The following is a 26,074-nucleotide window of genomic DNA, read 5'->3' as shown; positions in this document are numbered from 1 at the left end:
GGAGGAACCGATGGCCCTGCTCCGCCGGTCGGAAACGGTCATCGCGGGCATCCTTTTGCTCGCCATGGTCCTCATCGGCACGATCAACCCCGCCTTCTGGCAGTTGGACAATCTGTTCAGCCTGATGCGCAGCAACGTCATCATCGGCATCATGGCGATGGGCGTGCTGCTGGTCCTGATTTCCGGCGGCATCGACGTGTCGTTCCCGGCCTTCGCCGTCGCCGCCATGTATCTGACGATCAAGGGCATGCTGGCGCTGGGATACAACGGCGTCGTGCTGCCTCTGCTGGCCGCCACCCTGATGGGGCTGGCGTTCGGCGCGGTGAACGGCTTCTTCGTCTACAAGTTCCGCATGATCCCGCTGATCGTGACGCTGGGCACCAGCGCCATGGTGCGCGGCTTCCTGCTGGGCGTCGTCGGCACCAGCATGATCAACATCAACAAGATGCCGACCGCGCTGATCGATTTCGCCCGCACCGACGTGGTCAGCGTCACCAAGGCCGACGGCACCACCTACGGCCTGACGGCGATGGTGCTGATCTATCTCGGGCTGGCGCTCGCCATGCATCTGGTGCTGCGCTACACCATGATCGGCCGCAGCGCCTATGCGCTGGGCGGCGATCCGGAGGCGGCGCGGCGCGCCGGCTTCGATCTGCGCAAGACCATCTTCTTCATCTATTGCGTCGCCGGTGCCTTGGCCGGTTTCGCCGGGCTGCTGCACAGCGGCATGATCTGGCTGGCCAACCCGCGCGACTTCGTGGGTCTGGAGCTGGACGTGATCGCCGCGGTGGTGCTGGGCGGGGCGTCGATCTTCGGCGGGCGAGGCAGCGTGCTCGGCACAATGCTCGGCGTCTTCATGCTGGTGATGGTCAAGAACAGCCTGATCATCATGCATGTGGACACCACCTGGCAGCTGGTCGTCGTGGGTCTGATCGTCATCGCCGCGACCGCGCTGTCGGCGTGGCGCGACCGCCGTCGGGCGGCGTGAGGAGGCGGGAGCATGAAAACGCAAATGAACATCCGCAGCCTGATCAACCGCGACAACAACATCGTCCAGCTTCTGGTGATGACGGTGCTGATCTTCGCCGTGATGACGGCGCTCAGCCCGGACAAGTTCCTGCGCTACTACAATTTCGAGTCCATCACCTACATCTTCCCCGAGCTGGGTTTGCTCTCCATCGCGATGATGATCGCCATGCTGACCGGTGGCATCGACCTGTCGGTGGTGGGGGTCGCCAATCTTTCGGGCATCCTGGCCGGCGTGCTGTTCCACAAGATGGCGGGTGCCGCCGGCATCGCCGACAGCGGCATCCTGACCGTCCTGCTCGGCGGGGTGATCGCGCTCGGCACCGGGCTGGTGGCGGGGACGGTGAACGGGCTGCTGATCACCCGATTGGGCATCACGCCGATCCTGGCGACGCTGGGCACGGGGCAGGTCTTCACTGGGCTCGCCATCGTGTTGACCGGCGGGCCGGCCATCGTCGGCTTTCCCACCGCCTGGGCCTTCCTCGGCAACGGCAAGATCCTGGGGCTGGCGACACCCTTCGTGCTGTTCGCGGTGATCGCCGCCCTGATCGCCTTCGTGCTGAGCCACACCGCGCTTGGCATCAACCTGATGCTGATCGGCACCAACCCGAAGGCGGCCCTGTTCGCCGGGCTGAAGCGGGAACGGATGGTGCTGTACAGCTACATGCTGACCGGCGTGCTGGCCTCGGTCGCCGGGATCATCCTGTCGGGGCGGACCAACGCGGCGAAGTCGGATTACGGCAACTCCTACCTGTTGCAGGCGGTGCTGATCGCCGTGCTGGGCGGCACCAACCCGGCCGGCGGGCGCGGCACCGTGCTGGGCATCACCATCGCGGTGGCGGCGCTGATGCTGTTGTCGAGCGGTTTCCAGATCCTGCGCTTCTCCAACCACCTGATCGACTTCATCTGGGGAGCGTTCCTTCTGCTGGTCATCGCCATCAACGCCTACAAGAACCGCACCCGCTAGCCGGTTTTCAGGCCGGCTTCCGATAGGGAGGAAATCCCATGAGCGTCCGAACCGCGATCCATTTCCGCAAAAGCTTCTTCGGCGAGGCCGAACGTCCGGTCGCCGAGGCGCATGGCTTGACGGCCAGCCTGTTCCGCTACGACAGCGGGATCGAGGCGGTGCGGCTGTCCAACCGGCGCGGCCATCTGGTGGTGCTGCCCTATTACGGTCAGATGGTGTGGGACGCCGTGTTCGACGGCGTCGACCTGACCATGGCGAACATGTTCGACATGCCGCGTCCGGCAACCGAGATCGTCGGCACCTATGGCTGTTTCGCCTTCCATTCCGGGCTGCTGCGCAACGGCTGCCCCGGTCCGCAGGACAACCATCTCCTGCATGGCGAGATGCCCTGCGCGCCGATGGATGCCGCCGGGCTGGAGGTGGGGGAGGATGACGAAGGCCCCTACATGGCCGTCACCGGGCGGCGCGAGTATGTGATGGGCTTCGGCGCCCATTACGTCGCCCGCCCGCGCGTCGTGCTGCGCCCCGGCGCCGCCCTGTTCGACATCGGCATGGAGGTGGAGAATCTGTCGGATGCCGCCATGGACCTGATGTACATGTGCCATGTCAATTTCGCCTTCGCCGAGGGTGCGCGCATCGTCCAGCCGGCTCCCTTCACGCCGGAGGCGACGGCGGTGCGCACGGTGGTGCCGGCCCATGTGCCGCGCAGCCCGGCCTATGACGCGCTGCTGGCCGACCTCGCCCGCGATCCGGCGGTGATGGAGGTGCTGGACGAGCCGCATCGCTACGATCCGGAGCAGGTCTTCTACATCCGCGGCCTGCGCACCGACGAGGAGAGCGGCACCGCGGTGATGCTGCGGCGGCGGGAGGGCGATGCCTTCCACATCGCCTACAGCACACGGGAGTTTCCCAAGACGGTGCGCTGGGTGCTGGTCAACAGCGACCAGAAGGTCTGCGCCTTCGCCCTGCCCTCCACCTGCGAGCCGGAGGGCTACAAGGCGGAAAGTGCCAAGGGCAATGTCCAGACGCTGGCGGGCGGCGAGACGCGGCGCTTCTCGGTGCGGCTGGGCTATCTGACCGCCGACGAGGCCGAAGCCGAGGAATGCGCCATCCGGGCGCTGTGAGAGGAGTAGCAGAAGATGGGCAAGATCGCCGTGGTCGGCAGCAACATGGTCGACCTGATCACCTACACCGCCCGCATGCCCGGCCCCGGCGAGACCATCGAGGCGCCGCGCTTCGAGATGGGCTGCGGCGGCAAGGGCGCCAACCAGGCCATCGCCGCCGCCCGGCTGGGGGCCGAGGTGATGATGATCACCAAGGTCGGCGACGACGTCTTCGCCGACAACACCATCCGCAACCTCAAAGAGTCCGGCATCGACACCCGTTATGTCGAGCGGGTGCCCGGCACCTCCAGCGGCGTCGCCCCGATCTTCGTCGAGCCATCGGGCGAGAACAGCATCCTGATCATCAAGGGCGCCAACGCCCTGCTGTCGCCGGACGACATCGACCGCGCCGCCGAGGATCTGAAAGGCTGCGACCTGATCGTCATGCAGTTGGAGGTTCCGCTGGAGACGATCTACCACACCATCCAGTTCGGGGCGCGGCACGGCATCGAGACCCTGCTGAACCCGGCCCCGGCGCCCGCCGATCTGGATCCGCAGCGGATCGAGCAGGTCACTTTCCTGGTGCCGAACCAGACCGAACTGGCGACCATCTCCGGTCTGCCGGTGACCTCGGAAGCCGAGGCCGAGACGGCGGCGCGGGCACTGATCGGGCGCGGCATCCGCACCGTCATCGTCACGCTGGGTGCCCGCGGCGCCCTGCTGGTGAGCAAGGGCGAGGAAACCCGGCGGATCGAACCGGTGCGGGTGACGCCGGTCGACACCACCGGGGCCGGCGACGCCTTCATCGGCAGCTTCGCCCGCTATTATGTCGAGAACCGCGACCTGGATGCGGCGCTGCACATGGCGGTGCGCTATGCCGCCGACAGCATCACCCGGCCGGGCACCCAGAAATCCTATGCCAGCCGCGAGGCATTCGAGGCGTTCTGCGCCAGCCTGTAAGCGTCGGGAAGGAGGACAGGCCATGACACGCGCCGTGATCGGGGTGGATGTGGGGACCGGCAGCGCCCGCGCCGGCATCTTCGACCTTGCCGGCCGCCGGCTGGCCGCGGCCTCCCGACCGATCCGGATGTGGAAGCCCGACCCGGAGTGGGCGGAGCAATCCTCCGACGACATCTGGGCCGCCGTCTGCGCCGCCGTGCGCGAGGCGCTGGCGGGCTGCGGCGAGACGCCGGAGGTGGTCGGCATCGGCTTCGACGCCACCTGTTCGCTGGTGGTGCTGGACGCCGCCGGGCGGCCGGTGACGGTCGATCCGGCGGGCGACGATTCCCGCAACGTCATCGTCTGGATGGACCACCGCGCCATCGGGCAGACCGACCGCATCAATGCCGGCGGGCATGAGGTTCTGCGCCATGTCGGCGGGCGGCTGTCGCCGGAGATGCAGACGCCGAAGCTTCTGTGGCTAAAGGAGACCCTGCCGCAAAGCTGGAGCCGGGCCGCCCATTTCTTCGACCTGCCGGACTTCCTGACCTGGCGGGCGACCGGGTCGGCGCGGCGGTCGCTGTGCTCGCTGGTGTGCAAATGGACCTATCTCGGGCATGAGGGGCGATGGGACGACGGCTATCTTCGCGCCATCGGGCTGGGCGATCTGGTCGATGAGGGGCATGCCCGCATCGGCACCGAGGTCGGCGCGGTCGGCAGCGCCGTCGCCGGCGGGCTGACCGCGGAGGCGGCGCGCGAGCTTGGGCTGACGCCGGGCATCGCCGTCGGCACCTCGATGATCGACGCCCATGCCGGCGGGATCGGGGTGATCGGGGTGCCGCTGGAGGCGGCGGGCACGGTCGATTTCGACCGGCGGCTGGCGCTGATCGGCGGCACGTCGAGCTGCCATATGGTGATGAGCCCCGGTGCCCCGCGCTTCATCCCCGGCGTCTGGGGCCCCTACCATTCGGCCATGCTGCCGGGGCTGTGGCTGAACGAGGGCGGGCAGTCGGCGACCGGCGCCTTGATCGACCATGTGGTGCAGGGCCATCCCCGCCATGGCGAGCTTGCCATCGAGGCCCAGCGGCGCGGCGCCACGGTCTACCAGCTGCTGAACGAGGAGTTGGCGCGTCTGGCGGAACGCAGCGGCGGACCGATGGCGCTGCTGACCCGCGACCTGCATGTGCTGCCGGATTTCCACGGCAACCGCTCGCCGCGGGCCGACGCCAGCCTGCGCGGGGCCATCGCCGGGCTGCGCCTGTCGGACGGGCTGGAGGATCTGGCGCTGCTCTATCTGGCGACGGTGCAGGCGGTGGCCTATGGCACCCGGCACATCGTCGCGGCGATGAACGGGCGGGGCTATGCCATCGACACCATCCTCGCCTGCGGCGGCGGCACCAGGAACCCGGTGTTCCTGGAGGCCCATGCCGACGCCACCGGCTGCACCCTGGTCCTGCCGGAGGAGCCGGAGGCGGTGCTGCTGGGGGCCGCCGTGCTGGGCGCGGTGGCGGGCGGCGCCTTCCCCGACATCGCCGCCGGCATGGCCGGGATGAGCCGCGCCGGCCGCCGCATCAAACCGGCCGAGGGGCCGCTGCGGGCCTACCACGACGCCAAATACGCCGTGTTCCTGCGGATGCACGAGGACCAGATGGCTTACCGGGCCCTGATGGGGACGGGGATGGAGACGGCCCGGTAAGCCTCACATCACGCATTCGCAGGCGCCTTCCCGCTCCACCGGCGCCTTGGTTTTCCCGGCCTTGGTTTTCCCGGCCTTTGACGTCTCGCAGCTGTCGTCCGGCAGATCCTCGCCCTGGAGCAGGGGGCAGCGCTCGAACAGTTCGGCCAGCCAGTCGACGAAGACCCGGACCTTCGGCGACAGGTGCCGGTTGTGCGGGTAGACGGCGGAGATCGGGATGCGGGGCGGCCGCCAGTCGGTCAGGATCTCGCGCAGGGCCCCGCTGCGCAGGTGCGGCAGCACCATGAAGCGGGCGGGTTGCAGGATGCCCTGCCCTTCCAGCCCGCAGGTGACATAGGCGTCGGCGTCGTTGACCGAGATGACGCCCTTCATGGAAATCTCCTCCACCGCGCCGTCGCGCTGGAAGCACAGCTCCATGTTCCGGCCGGTGCGGTTGCTGAAATAATTCACCGCGATGTGGCGTTCCAGATCCTCGATGGTCCTGGGCACGCCATGCTCGGCGAGATAGGCCGGGCTGGCGCAGGTGATCGGCTGCATGGCGCCGATGCGCCGGGCCAGCAGGCTGGAATCGGCCAGTTCGCCGATGCGGACGACGCAGTCCACCCCCTCCTGGATCAGGTCGACGGCGCGGTCGCCCAGCCCCAGCATCAGGTCGATGTCGGGGTATTTGTCGTGGAACTCGTGGATCGAGGGAATGATGACCAGCCGGCCGATGGAGCCCGGCATGTCCACCCGCAGCCGGCCGCGCGGCGTCTTGCGGGCGCTGGTGAAGGTCGATTCGATCTCGTCGATCTCCGACAGGATGCGGCTGGCCCCCTCCAGATAGGCGGCCCCGTCCAGCGTCAGGCTGAGCTTGCGCGTGGTGCGCTGGAGCAGGCGCACGCCCAGCGCCGCTTCCAGATTCTGGACCGTCGTCGTCACCGAGGCGCGCGGCAAACCCAGCGTTTCCGCCGCCTTCGAGAAGCTGTTCGCTTCGACCACCCGGATGAAGACACGCATCGCATGCAGCTTGTCCATACGGATCCCGTCCTTTCGATCGCGGCTCCCGCAAGTGGGGAAGAGTGTCCGCCCATGACCGGCGAATAGCAATCGGACGGTCGCGGTTCAAGGGGGCATGCGTTCCATGGAACGTCCGGTGGGGAGGATGGAACGGCGTGAAACGCTTTCGGGCGGCTGTTCCATGGCCTTGGAAGGGCTCAGAGGCGGCGGGAGAAAGCACCGGCGCCACGGCGGGGCACCGGGCCGGGATTCAGGTTGGGGAATTCCTCGTACTGGTTGAGGGTGTAGGGGAAGACGCCCTTCGGCCCCTCCGCCTCCGGCTCGGCCACGACGGCGGCGACCATCGCGGGGTTGGGCGGCACACGTTCGCGAATGGCGCCGGGGATGTCGTCGTCGTCCAGTTCGGGAACGATGACGGCGGGCGGGTCTTCAGGTTGGGGAGCCGGATTGGGGACAGGTCTGGAATCTTGCCGCTTGCCCGCCGGAAGGTCGAAACCGGCGAACAGGCCGAGGCGCTCGGCCAGCCAGCGCACGGTGGCGGGATCGCCGGAGGAGACCAGCCGCTCGATCTGCTCGGCGACCAGGATGCGCAGCGACGAGAGGCGCAGTTCGGCTTCGCGGTTCAGCGCCTGCCGTTCCCACCACACCCTGTGACGGAAGTCCTTGGAGCCGTAATAGGCCCGCCACAGCGTGGTGCGGCTGCACCCCATGGCGCGCGAGACCTGAAGGAAGCTGTTGCCGCGCGCCAGCATGCCGGCGGCCATGATCCATTGTTCCTCGTGGAACTGCGAACCGGGAACCAGCGAGCCTTCGGACGGCGTCGGCGGCTCCTCCGCCCAGCGGGGGAAGTTGTCGTTGTTGAAGCTGCGGCTGTCGAGAGGCATGGCGTGGCTCCGCGAATGAAGGGGCATTGCGGAGAAAATATAGGACGATAGTCCTTGCGCGGAGAGTTTTTGTAAAAGCAGGGTGCAGCCCCCCTGGCAGTGCCGGTCGTCACCGGCCCTGCCAGGGGGCACCATCCCGGAATTTGCGCCTCAGTGCAGCGTCGGGTCCGACGGCTGGGCCGCGGCGCGGACGGCCTCGCGCGCCCGTCCGATGCCGAGCAGCTGGTAGAGGCCCAGCGCGGCGATGGTCGCGGTGCCGATGCCGCCGATGGAGAAGCCGCCGGCGGTGACGGTGAAGTTGCCGGCGCCGAGCACCAGCGTCACGCCGACGGTGATGAGGTTGCGCGGATCGGAGAAATCGACGCGGTTGTCCACCCACAGCCGCACCATCGCCGCGGCGATCAGGCCGAAGACGACGGTCGCCAGCCCGCCCAGCACCGGGGCCGGGATGGTCCGCAGCAGGGCGCCGAACTTCGGCGAGAAGCCCAGCAGGATGGCGGCGACGGCGGCGACGACGAAGATCAGGGTGGAGAAGACGCGGGTGACCGCCATCACGCCCATGTTCTCGACATAGGTGGTGACGCCGGTGCCGCCGCCGCTGCCGGACACGATGGTGGCGATGCCGTCGCCGATGAAGCCGCGGCCGATGTAGCGGTCGAGGTTGCGCCCGGTCATGGCGCCGATGGCCTTGATGTGGCCAAGATTCTCGGCGACGAGGATGAAGGCGATGGGGGCGACCAGCGCCATGGCGCCGGCATCGAAGGTCGGCGTGCGGAAGGCCGGCATGCCGAACCAGGGGGCGGCGTCCAGCTCGGCGAAGCTGACCGGCGGCAGCAGGCCCATGACGTTGGCGAGCACGAGATAGAAGACATAGCCGGCGGCGATGCCGACGAGGATCGACACCCGGCGGATGGCGAGCGGGGCATAGACGGCGACGAGGGCGGTGGCAAGCAGCGTGAACAGGGCGACGAGGATATGCGGCCCCGTCCCCTCGATGCCCTTGACGGCGACCGGCGACAGGTTGAGGCCGATGGCGGCACCGACGGCGCCGGTGACCGCCGGCGGCATCAGCCGCTCGATCCAATTGGTGCTGGTGTAGCTGACCAGCAGGCCGATCAGGACATAGACGGCACCGGCCGCGATGATGCCGCCGAGCGCCGGCCCGATGTTCGGGTTCGGCCCCTGGCCGCTGTAGCCGGTGACCGCGATGACCACGGCGATGAAGGAGAAGGAGGATCCGAGATAGCTCGGCACCCGCCCGGCGGTGAGCAGGAGGAACAGCAGGGTGCCGATGCCGGAGAACAGCACCGCGAGGTTCGGATCGAACCCCATCAGCAGCGGCCCGAGGATGGTCGAGCCGGACATGGCGACGAGATGCTGGACGCCGAGCGTCAGGGTCGAGCCCCAGGGAAGCCGCTCGTCCGGCTGGACGACGGGGCCGGTCGCGAGCGGCCAGCGCGGGAAGAAATCTGCCATAGAGGGTTTGTCCGAAGAGGGGTGGAACGGCAATGGTGCCGGTGGGAAAACGTCGCCCGCTTTTTGGCGTTTGCGCAGGCGTTGCGCCACATTTTTGTGCGCTGACCGTCGAATGCGCGCTCCCCCAGGACAATCGCGTCTGAAAGCTAAATTCCCCTACAAGGACTTCCATCATCCCAGCGGCAGCTACAATGAACGTAAGGTGAACGACATGACGCAAGCCAATGAAGCGATGAGGGGTATCGAGGTAAGGATCTCACTTATTGGTAATTATATTTTTGGAAAGCTCGTTCTATGGTAATTTTATATAATGCTCGACCTGGTCGAGCTGCTGGCCGAGCCTGTCCTTTCCAACAGCGCGGGTTCCGGTTAGCATGCGCGCAATGTGATTGCCGGAGGCGATTGTGGAGGACCAGCGTCAGTATCGGTTTGATCTTGAGCCGCCGCAAGGGAGGCCCGTCAAAATGCTCGGGCCTCGCGAGCTATATGAGCGCGCGGACGAGCACCTTATAGACCGTTTGGTAGAGAATAGCAGCGTCGAGAAAAAGAGCGGTCGCTACAACAAGTCGGCGCTGTCCGAGTACTTTTCAATGTGGGCGAATACAGCTCCGGATGGCGGACTCATAATTGTTGGGGTAGAGAATGATGGAACAAAAACTGGCCTTCTTTCATTGAGCGAAAAACAGATCGCTGAAATTGAGCTTGCTGGCCCACATCTTTGTGCTGACGCCCGCTACGACCGAAAGAAAATATCCATAATAAACCATAAAGGGCAGGATGACTACGTTCTCTTGTTCTATGTAAAATACAATGAAAACAGAGTTGTAGAAAATCACAAGCATGACGCATTCATAAGGCGTGGCGATGAAAAGCGCAAACTTTCAGAGCTCGAAAAATCTGAGCTTCGTATAGACAAAGGCGAAGTTGACTTTGAGGCCGAGCCATGTGGCCTGCCATACCCGGACGATTTTAGAGTCTCCGACATTGCAGATTTCTGCCAGAATGTCCGCTCTGGAATGCCTGGAATGGCTGAGCGTACAGACGAAGAAATCCTTCAACTTAGGAGACTAGGATCGATCCGCGACGGGAAATTTAGGCCGAACAATGCTTGCGCACTTCTGTTTGCTAATGATCCTCAGTCACGGTTTCCCGGCTGTAAACTCCGCATCCTCCGCTTCGATGGCGATGTCGAAGGAACCGGCTCAAAATTTAACGCAACAAAGGATATTTGGATCGAAGGGACGATTCCGGAAATCATTACCCATTCCAAAACCGCAATCAGGGCTCAAATTCGTGAGTTCACACGGCTTGGCCCGGACGGGAAATTTTTCACGGGTCCAGAATATCCGGAAGATGCTTGGTACGAAGCTGTGGTAAATGCCTGCGCCCATCGTTCTTTCAATATGCGAAATGTCAACATTTTCGTTAAAATGTTTGATGACCGCCTTGAAATAGAGAGCCCTGGTGGATTTCCTCCCGGAATAACCCCCGAAAATATTTACAACCACAGCATCCCGCGCAATCGTAGATTGTTCGAGGCTATGTTTTTTCTCCGATATGTTCTATGCTCAAATGAAGGCACACGGCGCATGAGAGACCGTATGCTCGAATTTGGACTTCCAGCTCCGCAGTTCAAACAATCTGATGTCGATGGCATCAAGGTTCGCGTTGTTCTTCAAAACAATATTTCATTCCGGAAGCAGTATATAGACAAAAGAGCGATTGATATTATTGGGCACCCAGTATTTTCCGCTCTAAATAAGAAAGAGCGTATGATTGTAAATTACACAGTGGAACATAATCAGATAACTGTTTCAGATGCTTCGCGCATAGTCAAAGGGGGGTGGCGTCAAATCAAAAAGATGCTCGACAGCCTTGTATCGCGCGATGTTATGGAAAGGATTTCTCCTATGGGGATTGAGCGGGATCCTAAGGCACACTATGTTCTAAAAAAGGGTAAACATGAAAAAACCCCAGAATAGTGAGAACAAATTAAAGTGCTCCTAAGAGATCGGCTTCGAACTCGGTAGTAACGAGGATGATGCTGGAAGCCAAGAAAACTTGGCCTTCGGGGTGATCGGGTACCAGCAGGTAATGGGTGATCTTCTTGAGGTCCAGCGTCGCCTAGTCGGCGTCAGGCACGTGCATGTCGAATGGCGTCCGGCATAACGGTGGCGACGGTGTGGAAAGGCTTCACGAACTCGACCTCGTAGGCGGCACCACCCCGATACACGCCGACCACGGTTCCCATTGCCCCGGCACGCAGCACGCCGCCCTCGGTCTCCACCGGCCTGGACAGCGCCACGCGCGTGAGTTCCTCGAACGGCTCGTGCGCTCCGGCGTCAGTCGGGCGCTTTTGCGGATTCCACGTGAAGCGACGCATGGGATCGAACATCACAATCTCCCCTGCCAGCGGTGGCCCTTGGAGGGCTCTGGAACATCACCATAGAGCTTGATGATGAGCTGGGCACAGCCCACGGCCCCCGCCAAAGGCTCCTTCCACCGCTTCCGGGTCCGCTTTGTGCCCGTCCGTGGCGGTCTGAACCCGGTTGTTCAGCCGACTGCGCAGGACGTCCATGAGCACGATGACGGACTGCCTAGGAGCGGCTCAATTCTCTTCCCGATCGCCGTCAGGCAACGGCTCTTTGACGACGTCTCCCGTCTCGATATCAATGATCTGCACGTCGTTATAAATGCCTTGTCGGCGGAGCTCGTTGGCCTTCTTGAGCGCACCTTCGAGAGTGTCCCGCTTCAGGCCCATAACGCCGATTTGAGAACTCCCCGTGATGTGATAGCGCATTTCCGCATCCTCCCACGTTATGCTTTCCGTTGAGCATATAGGATCGTGCAGCCGGATGCGAATGCCCTTCGCGCCGGCATGGCCCCCCACCCGAATAGCCCGTCCCCCGCGAACACCCACCGCCACCCCGCCTCGATTGTTCGTCCCGGCTGAATTCTGTTCCCAGCCGCAGCGGCTTTATCCTGGCCGGTCGGTTAGCCACTATCCCTCTTGCCGCATTGCAGGAGGGGCGCTGGTCGCCGGATCGGGATGGATCGTTCACGCACGTCGCTGATGGTGGAAGGCCGCAAGGTTCCGCTGTGCCTGTTCAGGCCGGCGGCCATCCGGTCGACAGAGGACGGGCCGCTGCCCGGACTGCTGTATTTCCATGGCGGCGGCTTCACCTCCGGCTCCGTCGAGGAGGTGGAGATCACGGCGATGGCGCTGGCGGAGAGCATTCCGGCGCTGGTGGTCGCCGTCGGCTATGCGCTGGCCCCCGCCCATCCCTTCCCCGCCGCCATCGAGGATGCCCATGCCGCCGCCGTGTGGCTGGCCGAACGGGCCGGGCCGCTGGGCGTCGCCGGCCACGATGCCGGCGGGCATGTCGCGGTGTCGCTCACCCTGCTCGCCCGCGACCGCGGCGGGCCGGAGATCGCGGCGCAGGCGCTGTTCGGGCCGATGCTCGATCCCAGCCTGACGCGGGTCGCCCATGGGGTCGGGGACGGCGAGGGCAGCGTGACCGACTGCGCGCGCTGTTACCGCGCCTATCTGCCGGAAGCGGCGCTGCGGCTGCACCCCTATGCGGCGCCGCTGGAATCGCGCCGGCTCGGCCGGCTGCCGCCGATCCTGATCGCCACGGCGCAGAACGACGTGCTGCGGCCGGAGGCGGAAAGCTATGCCGCCCGGCTGATCGACGCCGGGGTGCCGACCGAGGTCACCCGCTTTGCCGGCGTCAGCCATGCCGGCCTCGCCAACCACCCGCCGGCGCTCGCCGCCGCGGCCGATTTCTTCCGGCGCCGCCTGACCGGCGCCCATCCCGACACTTCGAGCCACAGGTAAAAGCCATGTCCCGCAAGTCACTTTCCCTTCTGATCGCGGCCGGTGTTTCCGTGGCGGCGCTGACCGGCGCCGTCACCCTGCGCAGCCCGGCCGAAGCGCAAACCGCCTCCCCCGCGCCGCCGCCGGCCGAGGTGGATGTCGCCACCGTGCTGGCCCGGCCGGTGACGGACTGGCAGGCCTATTCCGGCCGGCTGGAGGCGGTCGACCGGGTGGACATCCGGCCGCAGGTGCCCGGCACCATCGTCGCCGTGCATTTCCGCAACGGCGCCCTGGTGAAACAGGGCGACGTGCTGTTCACCATCGACCCCCGCCCCTATGAGGCGGAGGTGGCGCGGGCCGAGGCGCAGGTCGCCGCGGCGCAGGCGCGGGTGCGCTTCACCGTCGCCGACCTCGACCGCGCGCAGAAGCTGGTGCGCGACGACACCATCTCGCGCAGCACCATGGACCAGCGCGACAACGCCGCCCGCGAGGCGGCGGCCAATCTGAAGGCGGCGCAGGCGGCGCTGGACATCGCGCGGCTCAATCTCGGCTACACGCGGGTGACGGCGCCGGTGTCGGGCCGGGTGTCGCGGGCGGAACGGACGGTCGGCAATGTGGTGGCCGCCGGTGCGGCGGCGGAGCCGCTGACGACGCTGGTGTCGCAGTCGCCGATCTACGCCTCCTTCGACGTCGATGAGCAGACCTATCTGCGCCACATCGCACCGATGCGCGATTCCGGCACGATCCCGGTCCGGCTCGGCCTCGCCAACGAGGAGGAGTATTCGCGGTCGGGCACGGTGGAGCATGTCGACAACCGGCTGGACAGCGTGTCGGGCACCATCCGCGTGCGCGCCCGCTTCGACAATGACGACGGCACGCTGGTGCCCGGCCTCTATGCGCGGGTGAAGGTGGGGGGCACCAAGCCCTATGACGCGCTGCTGGTCGACGACCGCGCCATCGGCACCGACCAGGACAAGAAGTTCGTCCTGGTGGTGACGGCGGAGAACAAGGTGGAATACCGGCCGGTGAAGCTCGGCACCTTGCAGAACGGGCTGCGCGTGGTGACGGCGGGGCTGTCGGCCGGCGAACAGGTGGTGGTCAACGGCATGCAGCACGCCCGGCCGGGCATGGCGGTGACGCCGAAGACGGTCGCCATGGGGACGGAGAAAACCCAGACGGCGGCCCGCTAAGACACGAACAAGACGGGTGTGCGCCTTTCCTAACCCTCCTCGCAGAAAGCGGGGAGGGGTGGGGAGCGTGCAGCCTGGGAGACCCCAGATGAACATCTCGAAATTCTTCATCGACAGGCCGATCTTTGCCGGCGTGCTGTCGGTGGCGCTGTTCCTGGCGGGGGCCATCGCGGTCTTCCGCCTGCCGATTTCCGAATATCCGGAGGTGGTGCCGCCGTCCGTCGTGGTGCGCGCGCAGTTCCCCGGCGCCAACCCCAAGGTCATCGCCGAGACCGTCGCCTCGCCGCTGGAGGAGCAGATCAACGGCGTCGAAGGCATGCTCTACATGCAGTCGCAGGCCAACAGCGACGGCAACCTGGCGCTGACGGTGACCTTCAGGCTGGGGACCGACCCGGACAAGGCGCAGCAGCTGGTGCAGAACCGCGTCGCCCAGGCGATGCCGCGGCTGCCGTCCGACGTGCAGCGGCTGGGCGTCGCCACGGTGAAAAGCTCGCCGACGCTGACCATGGTCGTGCATCTGCTGTCGCCCAACGACCGCTATGACATGACGTACCTGCGCAACTACGCGGTGCTGAACGTCAAGGACCGGCTGACCCGCATCGCCGGCGTCGGCGAGGTGCAGGTGTGGGGGGCCGGCGACTATGCCATGCGCGTGTGGCTCGACCCCGGCAAGGTGGCGCAGCGCGGGATGACCGCCACCGACGTGGTCAACGCCATCCGCGAGCAGAATGTCCAGGTGGCGGCCGGCGTGATCGGCGCCTCGCCCTCGCTGCCCGACGTGCCGCTGCAGCTGTCGATCAACGCGCGCGGCCGGCTGAAGACCGCCGACGAGTTCGGCGACATCGTGCTGAAGACCGGCGATGAGGGCGGCGTCACCCGCCTGCGCGACGTGGCGCGGGTGGAGCTGGCGGCGGCGCAGTATGGGCTGCGCTCGCTGCTCGACAACAAGCCGGCGGTGGCGATGGCCATCACCCAGACGCCGGACGCCAACGCGCTCGCCATCTCCGACGAGGTGCGCAAGGTGATGGCGGAGCTGAAGGGCGACATGCCCGAAGGCGTCGACTACTCCATCGTCTACGACCCGACGCAGTTCGTCCGCTCCTCCATCGAGGCGGTGGTGCACACGCTGCTGGAGGCGGTGGCGCTGGTGGTGCTGGTGGTGATCGTCTTCCTGCAAACCTGGCGGGCGTCGATCATTCCGCTGCTGGCGGTGCCGATCTCCATCGTCGGCACCTTCTCGCTGCTGCTGGCCTTCGGCTTCTCGATCAACGCGCTGTCGCTGTTCGGCATGGTGCTGGCCATCGGCATCGTGGTGGACGACGCCATCGTCGTGGTCGAGAATGTCGAGCGCAACATCGCGTCCGGCCTGTCGGCCCGCGACGCCACCATCCGCGCCATGCAGGAGGTCAGCGGGCCGATCATCGCCATCGCCCTGACTCTGGTCGCGGTCTTCGTGCCGCTGGCGGCGATGACCGGCCTCAGCGGCGAGTTCTACAAGCAGTTCGCGATGACCATCGCGATCTCCACCGTGATTTCCGCCTTCAACTCGCTGACCCTGTCGCCGGCGCTGGCGGCGGTGCTGCTGCGCGGCCATGACCAGCCGCAGGACTGGCTGACCCGCGCGATGAACCGGGTGTTCGGCGGCTTCTTCCGGCTGTTCAACCGGGTGTTCCACCGGGCCTCGGAGGGCTATGGCCGCGGCGTCGGCGGGGTGGTGCGGCGCAAGGGCGTGATGCTGGCGGTCTATGCGCTGCTGATCGGCGCCACGGTGCTGCTCGGCCGCACGGTGCCGTCGGGCTTCGTGCCGATGCAGGACAAGGAGTATCTGATCAGCTTCGCCCAGCTTCCCAACGGCGCGTCGCTCGACCGGACGGAGGCGGTGATCCGCGAGATGACCGACATCGCGCTGAAGCGCCCCGGCGTACAGAGCGCCGTGGCCTTTCCGGGGCTGTCGGTGAACGGCTTCACCAACTCGTCCAGCGCCGGCATCGTCTTCGTCACGCTGAAGCCGTTTGCCGAACGCCACGACCCGTCGCTGTCGGCCGGCGCCATCGCCATGGATCTGCAACAGCGCTATGCCGGGCTGAAGGAGGCCTTCGTCGCCATCTTCCCGCCGCCGCCGGTGATGGGTCTGGGGCAGCTCGGCGGCTTCAAGATGCAGCTGGAGGACCGTGGCAACCTCGGCTACGAGGCGCTGAGCGACGCGGTGAACGCCTTCGTCAAGCGCGCGGCGCAGACGCCAGAGCTGGGACCGACCTTCTCCGCCTACCAGATCAACGTGCCGCAGCTGGACGTCGATCTCGACCGGGTGAAGGCCAAGCAGCTGGGCGTGAATGTCGCCGACGTGTTCGACACCATGCAGATCTATCTGGGCTCGCTCTATGTCAACGACTTCAACGCCTTCGGCCGCGTCTACCAGGTGCGGGTCCAGGCCGACGCGCCGTTCCGCGACACCGCCGACGACATCGGGTTGCTGAAGACCCGCAACGCGGCGGGGACCATGGTGCCGCTGTCGTCGCTGGTCACGGTGCAGCCCAGCTATGGGCCGGAGATGGTGGTGCGCTACAACGGTTTCACCGCCGCCGACGTCAATGGCGGGCCGGCGCCCGGCTTCTCCTCGGGTCAGGCGGAAGCGGCGGCCGAGCGCATCGCGGCCGAAGTGCTGCCGCGCGGCGTCAAGCTGGAATGGACCGACCTGACCTATCAGAAGATCCTGGTCGGCAATGCGGGCCTCTGGGTGTTCCCGATCAGCGTGCTGCTGGTCTTCCTGGTGCTGGCGGCGCAGTACGAGAGCCTGACCCTGCCGCTCGCCATCCTGCTGATCGTGCCGATGAGCGTGCTGTCCGCCCTGTTCGGGGTGTGGCTGACCGGCGGAGACAACAACATCTTCACGCAGATCGGCTTCATGGTGCTGGTCGGCCTGTCGGCGAAGAACGCCATCCTGATCGTCGAGTTCGCCCGCGAGTTGGAGCATGAGGGGCGTGGCGTGGTGCAGGCGGCGATCGAGGCGAGCCGGCTGCGGCTGCGGCCGATCCTGATGACCTCCATCGCCTTCATCATGGGCGTGGTGCCGCTGGTCACCTCCACCGGCGCCGGTTCGGAGATGCGGCACGCCATGGGTGTCGCGGTGTTCGCCGGCATGATCGGCGTGACGCTGTTCGGCCTGGTGCTGACCCCGGTGTTCTACGTGCTGCTGCGCAAGCTGGCCGGAGCGGAGCGGCGGGCGGAGGCGCCGGCGGTGCATGGCGGGGTGCAGCCGGCGGAGTGGAAGATGGGGTGATACCTCCCTCTCCCGGAACGGGGCACGGCTTGCGCAGAAGTGTCCAGACTGTAAGGAACAATTGAACAGGTCCTCAAGGATATACCGTTGACATATACGGCTCTAGGATATACAATTGGGATATCCTGAAGAATGCGAGGGTGTCATGGCGGTCCGCACTACCCTGTTTCAGTCCAACAGGACCCAGGCGGTCCGCCTGCCGAAGGATGTCGCCTTCCCCGGCGATGTCCGCGAGGTGCTGATCGTTCGCGAAGGCGACCGGCGCGTCATCGTCCCCGCCGACCGTGCCTGGGACGACTTCTTCGACGCTCCCGGCATCGCCTTTCCGGACCGTGACCAGCCGGCCATGCAGGAACGCGAGGCGCTGTGATGCTGCGCTACATGCTGGATACCAACCTGTGCATCCGCGTGCTGCGTGACAGGCCTCCCGGCCTGCGCGGGAAATTCAACGCGGAAACGGGCGCGCTCTGCATCTCCACCGTCACGCTGGCCGAGCTGCTGCATGGCGCTGCCAAATCGGCGCGGCCAATCGAGCAGCGCCATGAGGTCGAGCGCATGACAGGTCGACTGGAGGTGCTTCCATTCGACGAGGATGCGGCCGGGCACTATGGTGAGATCCGCGCCGACCTTGAGCGTCGCGGCACCATCATCGGACCCTACGATCTGATGATCGCCGCGCACGCCCGCAGCCGCGGCCTGGTCGTCGTGACGGGAAATCTGGGTGAGTTTCGACGTGTCGATGGCCTTCGGTCGGAAGATTGGCTCAGCGACGCCTAGAGTGCGATCGGTTGAGACGGAATCGTCTGAACCGTGAATCGCACGGGAAATCAAAAGATTAGAGTCTGTCTGATGCTTCAATGAGCATTAGACAGACTCTAATCCAGAAAAGAAGGCCATCGCCGCTTCAATCCAGGCGAGGATACAGCCTCGCTCAAATAAATCGGTGCAAGCCGTAGCCCCCGGTGAAAGGGCGCTTGTCGGCCTCCATTCATTCGTCCGGCAGCATGGTCTTCGGCAGGTTTTCGCGGAAGATCACTTCCGCTCTTGGGCTTTCCACCCCTTGCATCGCCGGGCGGCCGGCGCGCAGGTTGGTGAAGATGCCGACGCAGGCCGACAGGGTGTTGCGCGGGTCCTGGGTGATCACCGCGTCCAGCGCGCCATCGATCAGCAGGCCCCTGGTCTCGGTGGTCAGGCCATGGCCGATGAAGACCATCTCGCGTTCGCGCCGCGTCTCCTTCAGCGCGCGGGCCACCCCCTCCGCCCCGCCGCCGATGTTGTAGACCCCGGCAAGGTCGGGGTGCAGGCCCAGCAGCATGCGGGTCTGGCGATAGCTCTTCCCCTCGTCGTCATGGCCTTCGCGCAGGCCCACCACCTCGATGTCGGGGGCGATCTCCTTCAGGACATGGAGAAAGCCCATCTCGCGGTCCTCATGCGCGCGGTAGCTGAGGCTGCCGGCGATCATCGCCACCTTGGCCGGGCGGTTCCTTAGAAAACGCGCGATCAGGTAGCCGGCGGTGCGGCCGGCCGCGCGGTTGTCCAGCCCGACATAGCCGGCGCGCCGGCAGTTCAGGATGTCGGAGATCAGCGTCACGCTCGGCACGTTGCGGTCGGCCAGCGCGTCCACCGCCTCGCGAACCGCCGGATGCTCCAGCGCCATGAAGGCGACGCCGTCGGCGCGGCGGCCATGCTGGAACAGGCTGCGCGCCAGCAGGTCCGGATTGAAGCTCTTGATGAATTCCACCTGCGCCTTGACGCCATGCGGGGCGAGCGTGGAGTCCGCGCGGCGGATCATCTCCCCCAGACCGGTCAGGAACCGGTTGTTGCCGGCGGGCAGCAGGAAGGACAGCCGCATCGGCTTTTGCCCGGCCGCTGCGTAGAGGTCGCCGTCGGGCAGATAGTCCAGCTCCGCCGCCGCCTTCAAAACCCGCTGCACGGTGGCGGCGCGCACCCCCGGCCGGTTGTTCAGCACGCGGTCCACCGTGGCGGTGGAGACACCCGCGGCCTGGGCGATGTCGACCACCCGCGGCAACCCGCGGGGTCCGGCGGCAATTTCCGGATCGTCCTTCAATGAAGCCATCAAAAACCATCAATTTCGGCGTTTGACACGTGTCGGCTCTGGACATACCGTCCATCCAACAATCATCAATTGACATCAGATCACATCAGAAACGCAAGGCCGGAAACAGCAAGTCGGCCGGTGATCCATGGGAGGTTTCAATGACCAGTCTGACCCGCCGCACCATGCTGAAGGCCATCGCCACCGCGCCCGCCGCCCTTCCGGCCATCGGGGCGGCCGGCGCCGTCATCGGCATGCCGCACGTCGCCCGCGCCGCCGAGTTCGAGCTGAAATACGGCAACAACCTGCCGCTGACCCATCCGCTGAACATCCGCGCCCACGAGGCGGCGGAGCGGATCGCGAAGGAGTCCAACGGCAAGGTCGAGGTCAAGATCTTCCCGAACAACCAGCTTGGCGGCGACACCGACATGCTGAGCCAAGTGCGCAGCGGCGGCCTGACCTTCTTCACGCCGTCGGCGCTGGTGATCGCCACGCTGGTCCCGGTCGCCGCCATCAACGCGGTCGGCTTCGCCTTCTCCGACTATGACCAGGTGTGGAAGGCGATGGACGGCAAGCTGGGCGCCCATGTCCGCAACGCCATTTCCAAGGTCGGGCTCCATGCCTTCGACAAGATGTGGGACAACGGCTTCCGCCAGATGACCAGCGGCGACAAGGCCATCGGCTCGGCCGCCGACATGAACGGCCTGAAGATCCGCGTGCCGGTCAGCCCGCTGTCCATCGCCATGTTCAAGGGGCTGGGGGCCGCCCCGACCAGCCTGCAATTCAGCGAGGTCTATTCGTCGCTGCAAACCCGCATCGTCGACGCGCAGGAGAACCCGCTGCCGATCATCCAGGTCGCCAAGCTGTACGAGGTGCAGAAGTTCTGCTCGCTGTCGAACCACATCTGGGACGGCTTCTGGTTCATCGCCAACGGCCGCGCCTGGAAGGGCCTGCCGGCGGACATGCAGACCATCGTCGCCAACGCCATCAACGACGCCGGCATGGCGCAGCGCGGCGACATCAAGGCGCTGAACCAGTCGGTCAAGGCCGACCTGGAGGCCAAGGGGCTGACCTTCAACCAGCCGGCCCCCGACAGCTTCCGCGCCAAGCTGCGCGACAGCGGCTTCTACGGCGAATGGAAGGGCCGCTTCGGCGACGAGGCCTGGGGCCTGCTGGAAGAGGCGGTCGGCAAGCTCGCCTGACCGCCGCCGCAGTCCTGTCCGGTCCTTTCCCATGAAGGAACATCCCGCCATGTCCCACATGTCCGAACCGGTCCACGGCTTTGCGGAGGCTCCCGGCAGTCTCGGCACAGGCGGTGCGGCTTCGCTGCTGCGCCGGATCGACCATGGCCTGTCCGTCGGGGTCGAGGTCGTGGCGGGCCTTCTGGTGCTGGTCGAGATCGTCGTCCTGCTGGCCGGCGTCAGCGCCCGCTACCTGTTCCATGCGCCTCTGGTGTGGTCGGACGAGCTGGCCTCGATCCTGTTCCTGTGGCTGTCGATGCTGGGCGCGGTGGTGGCCTTGCGCCGGGGCGAGCATATGCGGATGACCGGGCTGGTGAGCCGCGTCGGCCCGCAGGCGCGCAGCCTCTTGGAATGCATCGCCATCACCGCCCCGATCGCCTTCCTGACGCTGGTGCTCTATCACGCCGTCGATTACGCGATGGAGGAGCAGTTCATCACCACCCCGGCGATGGAGGTCTCCAACGCCTGGAGGGCGTCCGCCCTGCCGGTCGGGCTGGGGCTGATGCTGGTAGCGGCGCTGTTCCGGCTGCTGCGCGTCGCCAAGCCTTTGACGGTGCTGGCGGCGGCGCTGGTGACCGGCGCCATCGTCGCCGGCTTCTGGGTCGCCGGGCCGGTGCTGAAGCCGCTGGGGCAGTTGAACCTCGTCATCTTCTTCGTCGGGCTGGTCGCCGCCAACGTCTTCGCCGGCGTGCCGATCGCCTTCTCCTTCGCGCTCGCCACCTTCTCCTATCTGGCGCTGACCACCTCGACGCCGCTGCTGGTGATGGTCGGCCGGCTGGACGAGGGGATGAGCCATCTGATCCTGCTGGCGGTGCCGCTGTTCGTCTTCTTAGGCTTGCTGATCGAGATGACCGGCATGGCCCGCGCCATGATCCAGTTCCTCGCCAGCCTCTTGGGCCATGTGCGCGGCGGCCTGTCCTATGTGCTGATCGGTGCCATGTATCTGGTCTCCGGCATCTCCGGATCGAAGATCGCCGACATGGCGGCCATCGCCCCGGTGCTGTTCCCGGAGATGAAGAAGCGCGGCGCCCCTCCCGGCGATCTGGTGGCGCTGCTGTCGGCGACGGGGGCACAGACCGAGACCATTCCGCCCAGCATCGTCCTCATCACCATCGGCTCGGTCACCGGCGTGTCGATCGCGGCGCTGTTCACCGGCGGCATGCTGCCGGGCGTGGTGCTGGGCGCCTGCCTGTGCTTCGTGGTCTGGCGGCGCTACCGCCGTGAGGATCTGAGCCATGTCGAGCGCACCCCCGGCCGCGAGATCGCCCGGCTCGCCCTGGTGGCGCTGCCCGCCATCCTGCTGCCCTTCGTCATCCGCGCCGCGGTGGTCGAGGGCATCGCGACGGCGACCGAGGTGTCGACCATCGGCATCGCCTATTCCACAATCGTCGGGCTGGTGATCTACCGCCAGTTCGACTGGCGCCGGCTGAAGCCGATGCTGATCGAGACGGCGTCGCTGACCGGGGCCATCATCTTCATCGTCGGCTGCGCCACCTCGATGGCCTGGGGCCTGACCCAGTCCGGCTTCTCCTCCGATCTGGCGCGCTTCATGGCCGGCATTCCCGGCGGCGCCTACGGCTTCCTCGCCATCTCCATCGTCGCCTTCATCATCCTGGGCAGCGTGCTGGAGGGCATCCCCGCCATCGTGCTGTTCGGCCCGCTGCTGTTTCCGATCGCCCGCGCGGCCGGGGTGCATGAGGTCCACTATGCGATGGTCGTCATCTTCGCCATGGGCATCGGCCTGTTCGCCCCGCCCTTTGGCGTCGGTTACTACGGCGCCTGCGCCATCAGCAAGGTCAATCCCGACGACGGCCTGAAGCACATCTGGGGCTATGTCGGCGCACTGCTGGTCGGGCTGGTGATCGTCGCCGCCATTCCCTGGATCTCGACCGGCTTCCTGGCCCGGTAAGGGCCACCGGTTTTATTCGATCCCCTCTTATCCGGAGTTCCCGCAATGAGCCGATTCTTCGGCCAGATCCGTCAGGCTGGCTATGTCGTGCGCGATATCGAAGCCGCCATGGATTATTGGAGCCGCACGCTCGGCATCGGTCCCTGGTTCTACAACGAGCGGGTTCCGATCCGGAACTACCGCTACCGCGGCGAAGCCTACGAGGTTCACAATTCGGTGGCGCTGGCGAATTCCGGCCCGTTGCAGATGGAGCTGATCCAGACCCGCAACGATGCGCCGTCGATGTACCGCGACTTCCTCCAGGCCGGGAACACCGGTTTGCAGCATGTCGCCTACTGGACCGAGGATTACGACGCCGATCTGGAGCGTCTGCTGGCGCAGGGTTTCAAGCCGGTGATGAGCGGCGAGGTCGGCGAGAAGGGCCGCTTCATCTATTTCGACACCGAATACCACCCCGGCACGGTGATCGAGCTGTCGGAGGTCGCCGGGCCGAAAGGCAGGATGTTCGACCTGATCCGCGAGGCGTCGATGGGCTGGGACGGCAGCGACCCGGTGCGGCCCTTCCCCGATCTGAGCAAGCTGTAAGGGGCGGCCATCATGCACGCCGACCGCATCGAAGCCACATACCTGATCGAAACCCCGCTCGCCCCGGCCAAGGTGGCCGAGGTGATGGCGGGGGAGCAGTCCTGCGGCACCTTCACCCGCGTCCATGGCGAGACCGACGATCTGCGCGCCCGCGCCCGCGCGGTGGTGGAGCGGGTGGAGGAGCTGGAGGCCGCCGAGACCCCCGCCCTGCCCAACAGCTGGCTGGAACGGCAACGCACGTCGGGGCCGTGGCGGCGGGCGCGCATCACCATCTCCTTCCCCACCGCCAACATCGGCGCCAACCTGCCGACGCTGGCGGCGACGGTGGCCGGCAACCTCTATGACCTGGGCGAGGTGACGGGGCTGCGGCTGGAGAGCGTGCGCCTCCCGCAGGCCTACCGCGCGCGGTTCGACCTGCCGCGCCACGGCGTCGCCGGCACAAGGCGGCTGACCGGGGTGGCGGACGGGCCGCTGGTCGGCTCCATCATCAAGCCGAATGTCGGGCTGTCGGCGGAGGAAACGGGCGAGCTGGTCGGCACGCTGTGCGCCGCCGGGCTGGACTTCATCAAGGACGACGAGATCTGCGCCGATCCGGCCCATGCGCCGCTGGCCCAGCGGATTCCGGCGGTGATGGACCGGGTGCGCCGCCACCAGGACCGCACCGGCAAGCATGTGATGGTCGCCTTCAACATCACCGACGAGACCGACGCCATGCGCCGCCACGCCGATCTGGTGGAGCGCGAGGGCGGGTCCTGCATCATGGTCAGCCTGAACTGGTGCGGCCATTCGGCGGTGCAGACCTTGCGCCGGCACAGCGGGCTGGCGCTGCACGGTCACCGCAACGGCTTCGGCGCCCTGTCGCGCCATCCGCTGCTGGGCATCGGCTTCGACGCCTATCAGGCGCTGTGGCGGCTGGCCGGCGTGGACCACATGCATGTCCATGGGCTGAACGGCAAGTTCGCCCAGCCCGACGCCGAGGTGATCGACGGGGCGCGAGCCTGTCTGGCGCCGCTGGGATGCGACCTTCCCCCTCTCCCCCCCGGGGAGAGGGGGATGCATGGCGTGGGTTCGGGGGAACCGGATACGCCGACGCCCGCCGACATCTCCACGCAACGCGACCCCCTCACCCTAACCCTCTCCCCGGGGGGAGAGGGGATATGAGCGACGCCGTGATGCCGGCCTTCTCCTCCGGGCAATGGGCCGGCACGGTGCCGGTCACCTGGGAGGCGGTGGGGACCGCCGATCTGCTGTTCATGTCCGGTGGCGGCATCATGGCCCATCCCGATGGCCCGGCGGCCGGCGTGCGGAGCATCCGGCAGGCCTGGGACGCCGTGCGGGCCGGGCGCAGCCTGGATGACGCGGCGAGGGAACTGCCGGAGCTGCGGCGGTCGCTCGACTTCTTCGGCAGGAAGGGCTGAGGGCGATAATGGCGATTCCGAAGCTCGGCTGGTATGGCGACGACTTCACCGGGGCGACCGACACGCTGGCCGCCTTGGCGAAGGCCGGGCAGCGGGCGCTGCTGTTCCTCGACGTGCCGGACGTCACCCGGCTGGGCAGCGCGGGATCGCTCGATGCGGTCGGCATCGCCGGGGCGGCGCGCAGCATGGCGCCGGACGCCATGCGGGCGGAGCTGAAGCCGGTCGGCCGCTTCTTCGCCGCACTCGGCGTGGCGGTGATGCATTACAAATGCTGCTCCACCTTCGACAGCGCCCCCCATGTCGGCAGCATCGGCGAGGCGGTGCGGACGCTCGCCCCGCATTTTCCGAACCGCTTCCGCCCGGTGGTGGGCGGCCAGCCGAACATCGGGCGCTATTGCCTGTTCAGCACTTTGTTCGCGGCGGCGGGCACCGGAGGGACGGTGCATCGCATCGACCGTCACCCGACCATGAGCGTCCATCCCGTCACCCCGATGGCGGAGGCCGACCTGCGCTGGCACCTCGCCGCCCAGGGGCTGGAGGGGATGGCGGCGCTGCATTTTCCGGATTACGGGATGGATGGCGATGCGCTCGACGGGCGGTTGGACAGGCTGCTGGCGGACGGGCCGGCGGCGCTGCTGCTGGACGTGGCGCGTGCCGAGGATCTGGCGGTCGTCGGGCGGCTGATCTGGCAGCGGGCCGGGCGCGAGCCGTTGCTGGCGGTGGGGCCGAGCAGCGTCGCGCAGGCGCTGGTCGCGCATTGGAACGCCGGCTCTTCCGGCCTGATGGCGGAGGAGGTGCCGCTGGCGGCGGCGGACAGGCCGGTGTTCCTGATGGCGGGCAGCCTGTCGCCGGTGACGCGGCGGCAGATCGAGGCGGCGGGCTCCTACACGCGCATCCGGGCCGATGCGGCGGCACTGTGCGGCGATCCCGGCTATGCGGACACTTTGTTGGGAGAGGTGGCGGCGTCGCTGGCGGCCGGGCGGCACACGCTGGTGTGGACGGCACCGGCCGACGCCGGGACGGCGGACACCGCCCAGGCCGGGCGGGTCGCGGCGGCGACGGCGGAGTTCGTCGCGGCGGTGCTGCGGGCCGTGCCGTTGCGCCGGGTCGGCATTGCCGGCGGCGACACCTCCAGCCTCGCGGTGCGGGCGCTGGGATGCTGGGGCTTGTCCTACCGCTGCACGCTGGCGCCGGGCGTCACCGTCAGCCGCACCCATGCCGACGACCCGGCGGTCGATGGGCTGGAGCTGATGCTGAAGGGCGGGCAGATGGGCGGCGAGGATCTGTTCGAGCGGTTGCTTTCCCCCTCTCCCCCCCGCTCTCGCGCAAACTTCGTTTGCGCTGACGCGACAGGCGGACCAAAGGTCCGCCGAAAGCGGGGAGAGGGTCGGGGTGAGGGGGATGCGTAGAGTGGATTTGGTGGGGAATGGAGAGTGCGCGGTTCTTGAAAATCCTCGCCGTGCACCCCCCTCACCCTAACCCTCTCCC

Annotated in this window: 23 protein-coding genes; 17 read left to right on the top strand and 6 right to left on the bottom strand. The window is 66.6% G+C overall.

Annotation, left to right across the window (positions count from 1 at the left end; genetic code table 11):
• Positions 1-10 precede the first annotated feature (10 nt).
• From E6C72_RS22310 to E6C72_RS22290, 5 genes are read left to right on the top strand one after another with little or no spacing between them, the layout of a single operon-like run.
• Positions 11-988, top strand: coding sequence for an ABC transporter permease (locus E6C72_RS22310; RefSeq protein WP_109085203.1), 978 nt, complete (start codon positions 11-13; stop codon positions 986-988).
• A 12-nt stretch (positions 989-1,000) separates the two neighbouring features.
• Positions 1,001-1,993 carry an ABC transporter permease gene (locus E6C72_RS22305; RefSeq protein ID WP_109085204.1) on the top strand — a complete coding sequence of 331 codons (993 nt, stop codon included), beginning with the start codon at positions 1,001-1,003 and terminating at the stop codon, positions 1,991-1,993.
• 38 nt (positions 1,994-2,031) lie between these two features.
• On the top strand, positions 2,032-3,117 hold the full coding sequence (locus tag E6C72_RS22300) for an aldose 1-epimerase family protein (protein WP_109085205.1): 1,086 nt from the start codon (positions 2,032-2,034) through the stop codon (positions 3,115-3,117).
• Between the two features lie 15 nt (positions 3,118-3,132).
• Positions 3,133-4,056 (top strand): ribokinase, encoded by a 924-nt coding sequence (gene rbsK / locus E6C72_RS22295; protein ID WP_109085206.1) that lies wholly within the window; start codon positions 3,133-3,135, stop codon positions 4,054-4,056.
• A gap of 22 nt (positions 4,057-4,078) precedes the next feature.
• A complete protein-coding gene (locus E6C72_RS22290) occupies positions 4,079-5,731 on the top strand; it encodes an FGGY-family carbohydrate kinase (RefSeq protein WP_109085207.1) in 1,653 nt (550 codons plus the stop codon).
• Between the two features lie 3 nt (positions 5,732-5,734).
• Here E6C72_RS22290 and E6C72_RS22285 read toward each other — a convergent pair whose 3' ends face one another.
• The 3 genes from E6C72_RS22285 to E6C72_RS22275 all read right to left on the bottom strand — a co-directional run bounded on the left by E6C72_RS22285 (position 5,735) and on the right by E6C72_RS22275 (position 9,090).
• Positions 5,735-6,748 carry a LysR family transcriptional regulator gene (locus E6C72_RS22285; RefSeq protein WP_109085208.1) on the bottom strand — a complete coding sequence of 338 codons (1,014 nt, stop codon included), beginning with the start codon at positions 6,746-6,748 and terminating at the stop codon, positions 5,735-5,737.
• Between the two features lie 179 nt (positions 6,749-6,927).
• The gene (locus E6C72_RS22280; protein ID WP_109085209.1) at positions 6,928-7,614 is read right to left on the bottom strand and encodes a hypothetical protein; all 687 of its coding nucleotides are present in this window, start codon (positions 7,612-7,614) and stop codon (positions 6,928-6,930) included.
• 150 nt (positions 7,615-7,764) lie between these two features.
• Positions 7,765-9,090 (bottom strand): solute carrier family 23 protein, encoded by a 1,326-nt coding sequence (locus tag E6C72_RS22275; RefSeq protein WP_109085210.1) that lies wholly within the window; start codon positions 9,088-9,090, stop codon positions 7,765-7,767.
• 404 nt (positions 9,091-9,494) lie between these two features.
• Here E6C72_RS22275 and E6C72_RS22270 point away from each other — a divergent pair, with 404 nt between their 5' ends.
• On the top strand, positions 9,495-11,072 hold the full coding sequence (locus tag E6C72_RS22270) for an ATP-binding protein (protein ID WP_136700831.1): 1,578 nt from the start codon (positions 9,495-9,497) through the stop codon (positions 11,070-11,072).
• Positions 11,073-11,224: 152 nt separating this feature from the next.
• On the opposite strand, the gene E6C72_RS22265 is transcribed toward E6C72_RS22270, so the two are convergent.
• Both E6C72_RS22265 and E6C72_RS22255 read right to left on the bottom strand, forming a co-directional pair.
• Positions 11,225-11,485 (bottom strand): DUF4926 domain-containing protein, encoded by a 261-nt coding sequence (locus tag E6C72_RS22265; protein WP_199228723.1) that lies wholly within the window; start codon positions 11,483-11,485, stop codon positions 11,225-11,227.
• Positions 11,486-11,698: 213 nt separating this feature from the next.
• The gene (locus tag E6C72_RS22255) at positions 11,699-11,890 is read right to left on the bottom strand and encodes a hypothetical protein (protein ID WP_109085212.1); all 192 of its coding nucleotides are present in this window, start codon (positions 11,888-11,890) and stop codon (positions 11,699-11,701) included.
• Positions 11,891-12,139: 249 nt separating this feature from the next.
• On the opposite strand from E6C72_RS22255, the gene E6C72_RS22250 reads away from it, so the two are divergent.
• The 5 genes from E6C72_RS22250 (at position 12,140) to vapC (ending at position 18,154) form a co-directional block, all read left to right on the top strand.
• The gene (locus tag E6C72_RS22250; protein WP_109085213.1) at positions 12,140-12,928 is read left to right on the top strand and encodes an alpha/beta hydrolase; all 789 of its coding nucleotides are present in this window, start codon (positions 12,140-12,142) and stop codon (positions 12,926-12,928) included.
• 5 nt (positions 12,929-12,933) lie between these two features.
• On the top strand, positions 12,934-14,097 hold the full coding sequence (locus tag E6C72_RS22245; protein WP_109085214.1) for an efflux RND transporter periplasmic adaptor subunit: 1,164 nt from the start codon (positions 12,934-12,936) through the stop codon (positions 14,095-14,097).
• Positions 14,098-14,185: 88 nt separating this feature from the next.
• Positions 14,186-17,377, top strand: a complete 3,192-nt coding sequence (locus E6C72_RS22240) for an efflux RND transporter permease subunit (RefSeq protein ID WP_109085215.1) — start codon at positions 14,186-14,188, stop codon at positions 17,375-17,377.
• A gap of 145 nt (positions 17,378-17,522) precedes the next feature.
• On the top strand, positions 17,523-17,747 hold the full coding sequence (gene vapB, locus E6C72_RS22235) for a type II toxin-antitoxin system VapB family antitoxin (protein ID WP_109085216.1): 225 nt from the start codon (positions 17,523-17,525) through the stop codon (positions 17,745-17,747).
• Positions 17,747-18,154 carry a tRNA(fMet)-specific endonuclease VapC gene (gene vapC / locus E6C72_RS22230; RefSeq protein WP_109085217.1) on the top strand — a complete coding sequence of 136 codons (408 nt, stop codon included), beginning with the start codon at positions 17,747-17,749 and terminating at the stop codon, positions 18,152-18,154. Before vapB ends, vapC begins: the two co-directional genes overlap by 1 nt.
• A 211-nt stretch (positions 18,155-18,365) precedes the next feature.
• On the opposite strand, the gene E6C72_RS22225 is transcribed toward vapC, so the two are convergent.
• Complete coding sequence (locus E6C72_RS22225; RefSeq protein ID WP_109085218.1) at positions 18,366-19,454, bottom strand: LacI family DNA-binding transcriptional regulator; 1,089 nt, start codon at positions 19,452-19,454, stop codon at positions 18,366-18,368.
• A gap of 140 nt (positions 19,455-19,594) precedes the next feature.
• Here E6C72_RS22225 and E6C72_RS22220 point away from each other — a divergent pair, with 140 nt between their 5' ends.
• The 6 genes from E6C72_RS22220 to E6C72_RS22195 are packed head-to-tail and all read left to right on the top strand — an operon-like array spanning position 19,595 to position 25,995.
• The gene (locus E6C72_RS22220; RefSeq protein ID WP_109085219.1) at positions 19,595-20,635 is read left to right on the top strand and encodes a TRAP transporter substrate-binding protein; all 1,041 of its coding nucleotides are present in this window, start codon (positions 19,595-19,597) and stop codon (positions 20,633-20,635) included.
• A gap of 49 nt (positions 20,636-20,684) precedes the next feature.
• A complete protein-coding gene (locus E6C72_RS22215; protein WP_109085275.1) occupies positions 20,685-22,583 on the top strand; it encodes a TRAP transporter large permease subunit in 1,899 nt (632 codons plus the stop codon).
• Positions 22,584-22,628: 45 nt separating this feature from the next.
• Positions 22,629-23,168, top strand: a complete 540-nt coding sequence (locus E6C72_RS22210; protein WP_109085220.1) for a VOC family protein — start codon at positions 22,629-22,631, stop codon at positions 23,166-23,168.
• A gap of 12 nt (positions 23,169-23,180) precedes the next feature.
• Complete coding sequence (locus E6C72_RS22205; RefSeq protein WP_136700830.1) at positions 23,181-24,329, top strand: RuBisCO large subunit C-terminal-like domain-containing protein; 1,149 nt, start codon at positions 23,181-23,183, stop codon at positions 24,327-24,329.
• Positions 24,326-24,586: a RuBisCO large subunit C-terminal-like domain-containing protein gene (locus E6C72_RS22200; RefSeq protein ID WP_247882171.1), complete on the top strand. Its 261-nt coding sequence runs from the start codon at positions 24,326-24,328 to the stop codon at positions 24,584-24,586. Before E6C72_RS22205 ends, E6C72_RS22200 begins: the two co-directional genes overlap by 4 nt.
• Positions 24,587-24,594: 8 nt before the next feature.
• The gene (locus E6C72_RS22195; protein ID WP_109085222.1) at positions 24,595-25,995 is read left to right on the top strand and encodes a four-carbon acid sugar kinase family protein; all 1,401 of its coding nucleotides are present in this window, start codon (positions 24,595-24,597) and stop codon (positions 25,993-25,995) included.
• The last annotated feature ends 79 nt before the right edge of the window (positions 25,996-26,074 follow it).

Origin of the sequence: Azospirillum sp. TSH100 (assembly GCF_004923295.1) — a bacterium.
Taxonomy (GTDB): Bacteria; Pseudomonadota; Alphaproteobacteria; order Azospirillales; family Azospirillaceae; genus Azospirillum.
The sequence above is the reverse complement of the archived record's forward strand: the minus strand, read 5'-3'. Positions and strand labels throughout refer to the sequence as shown.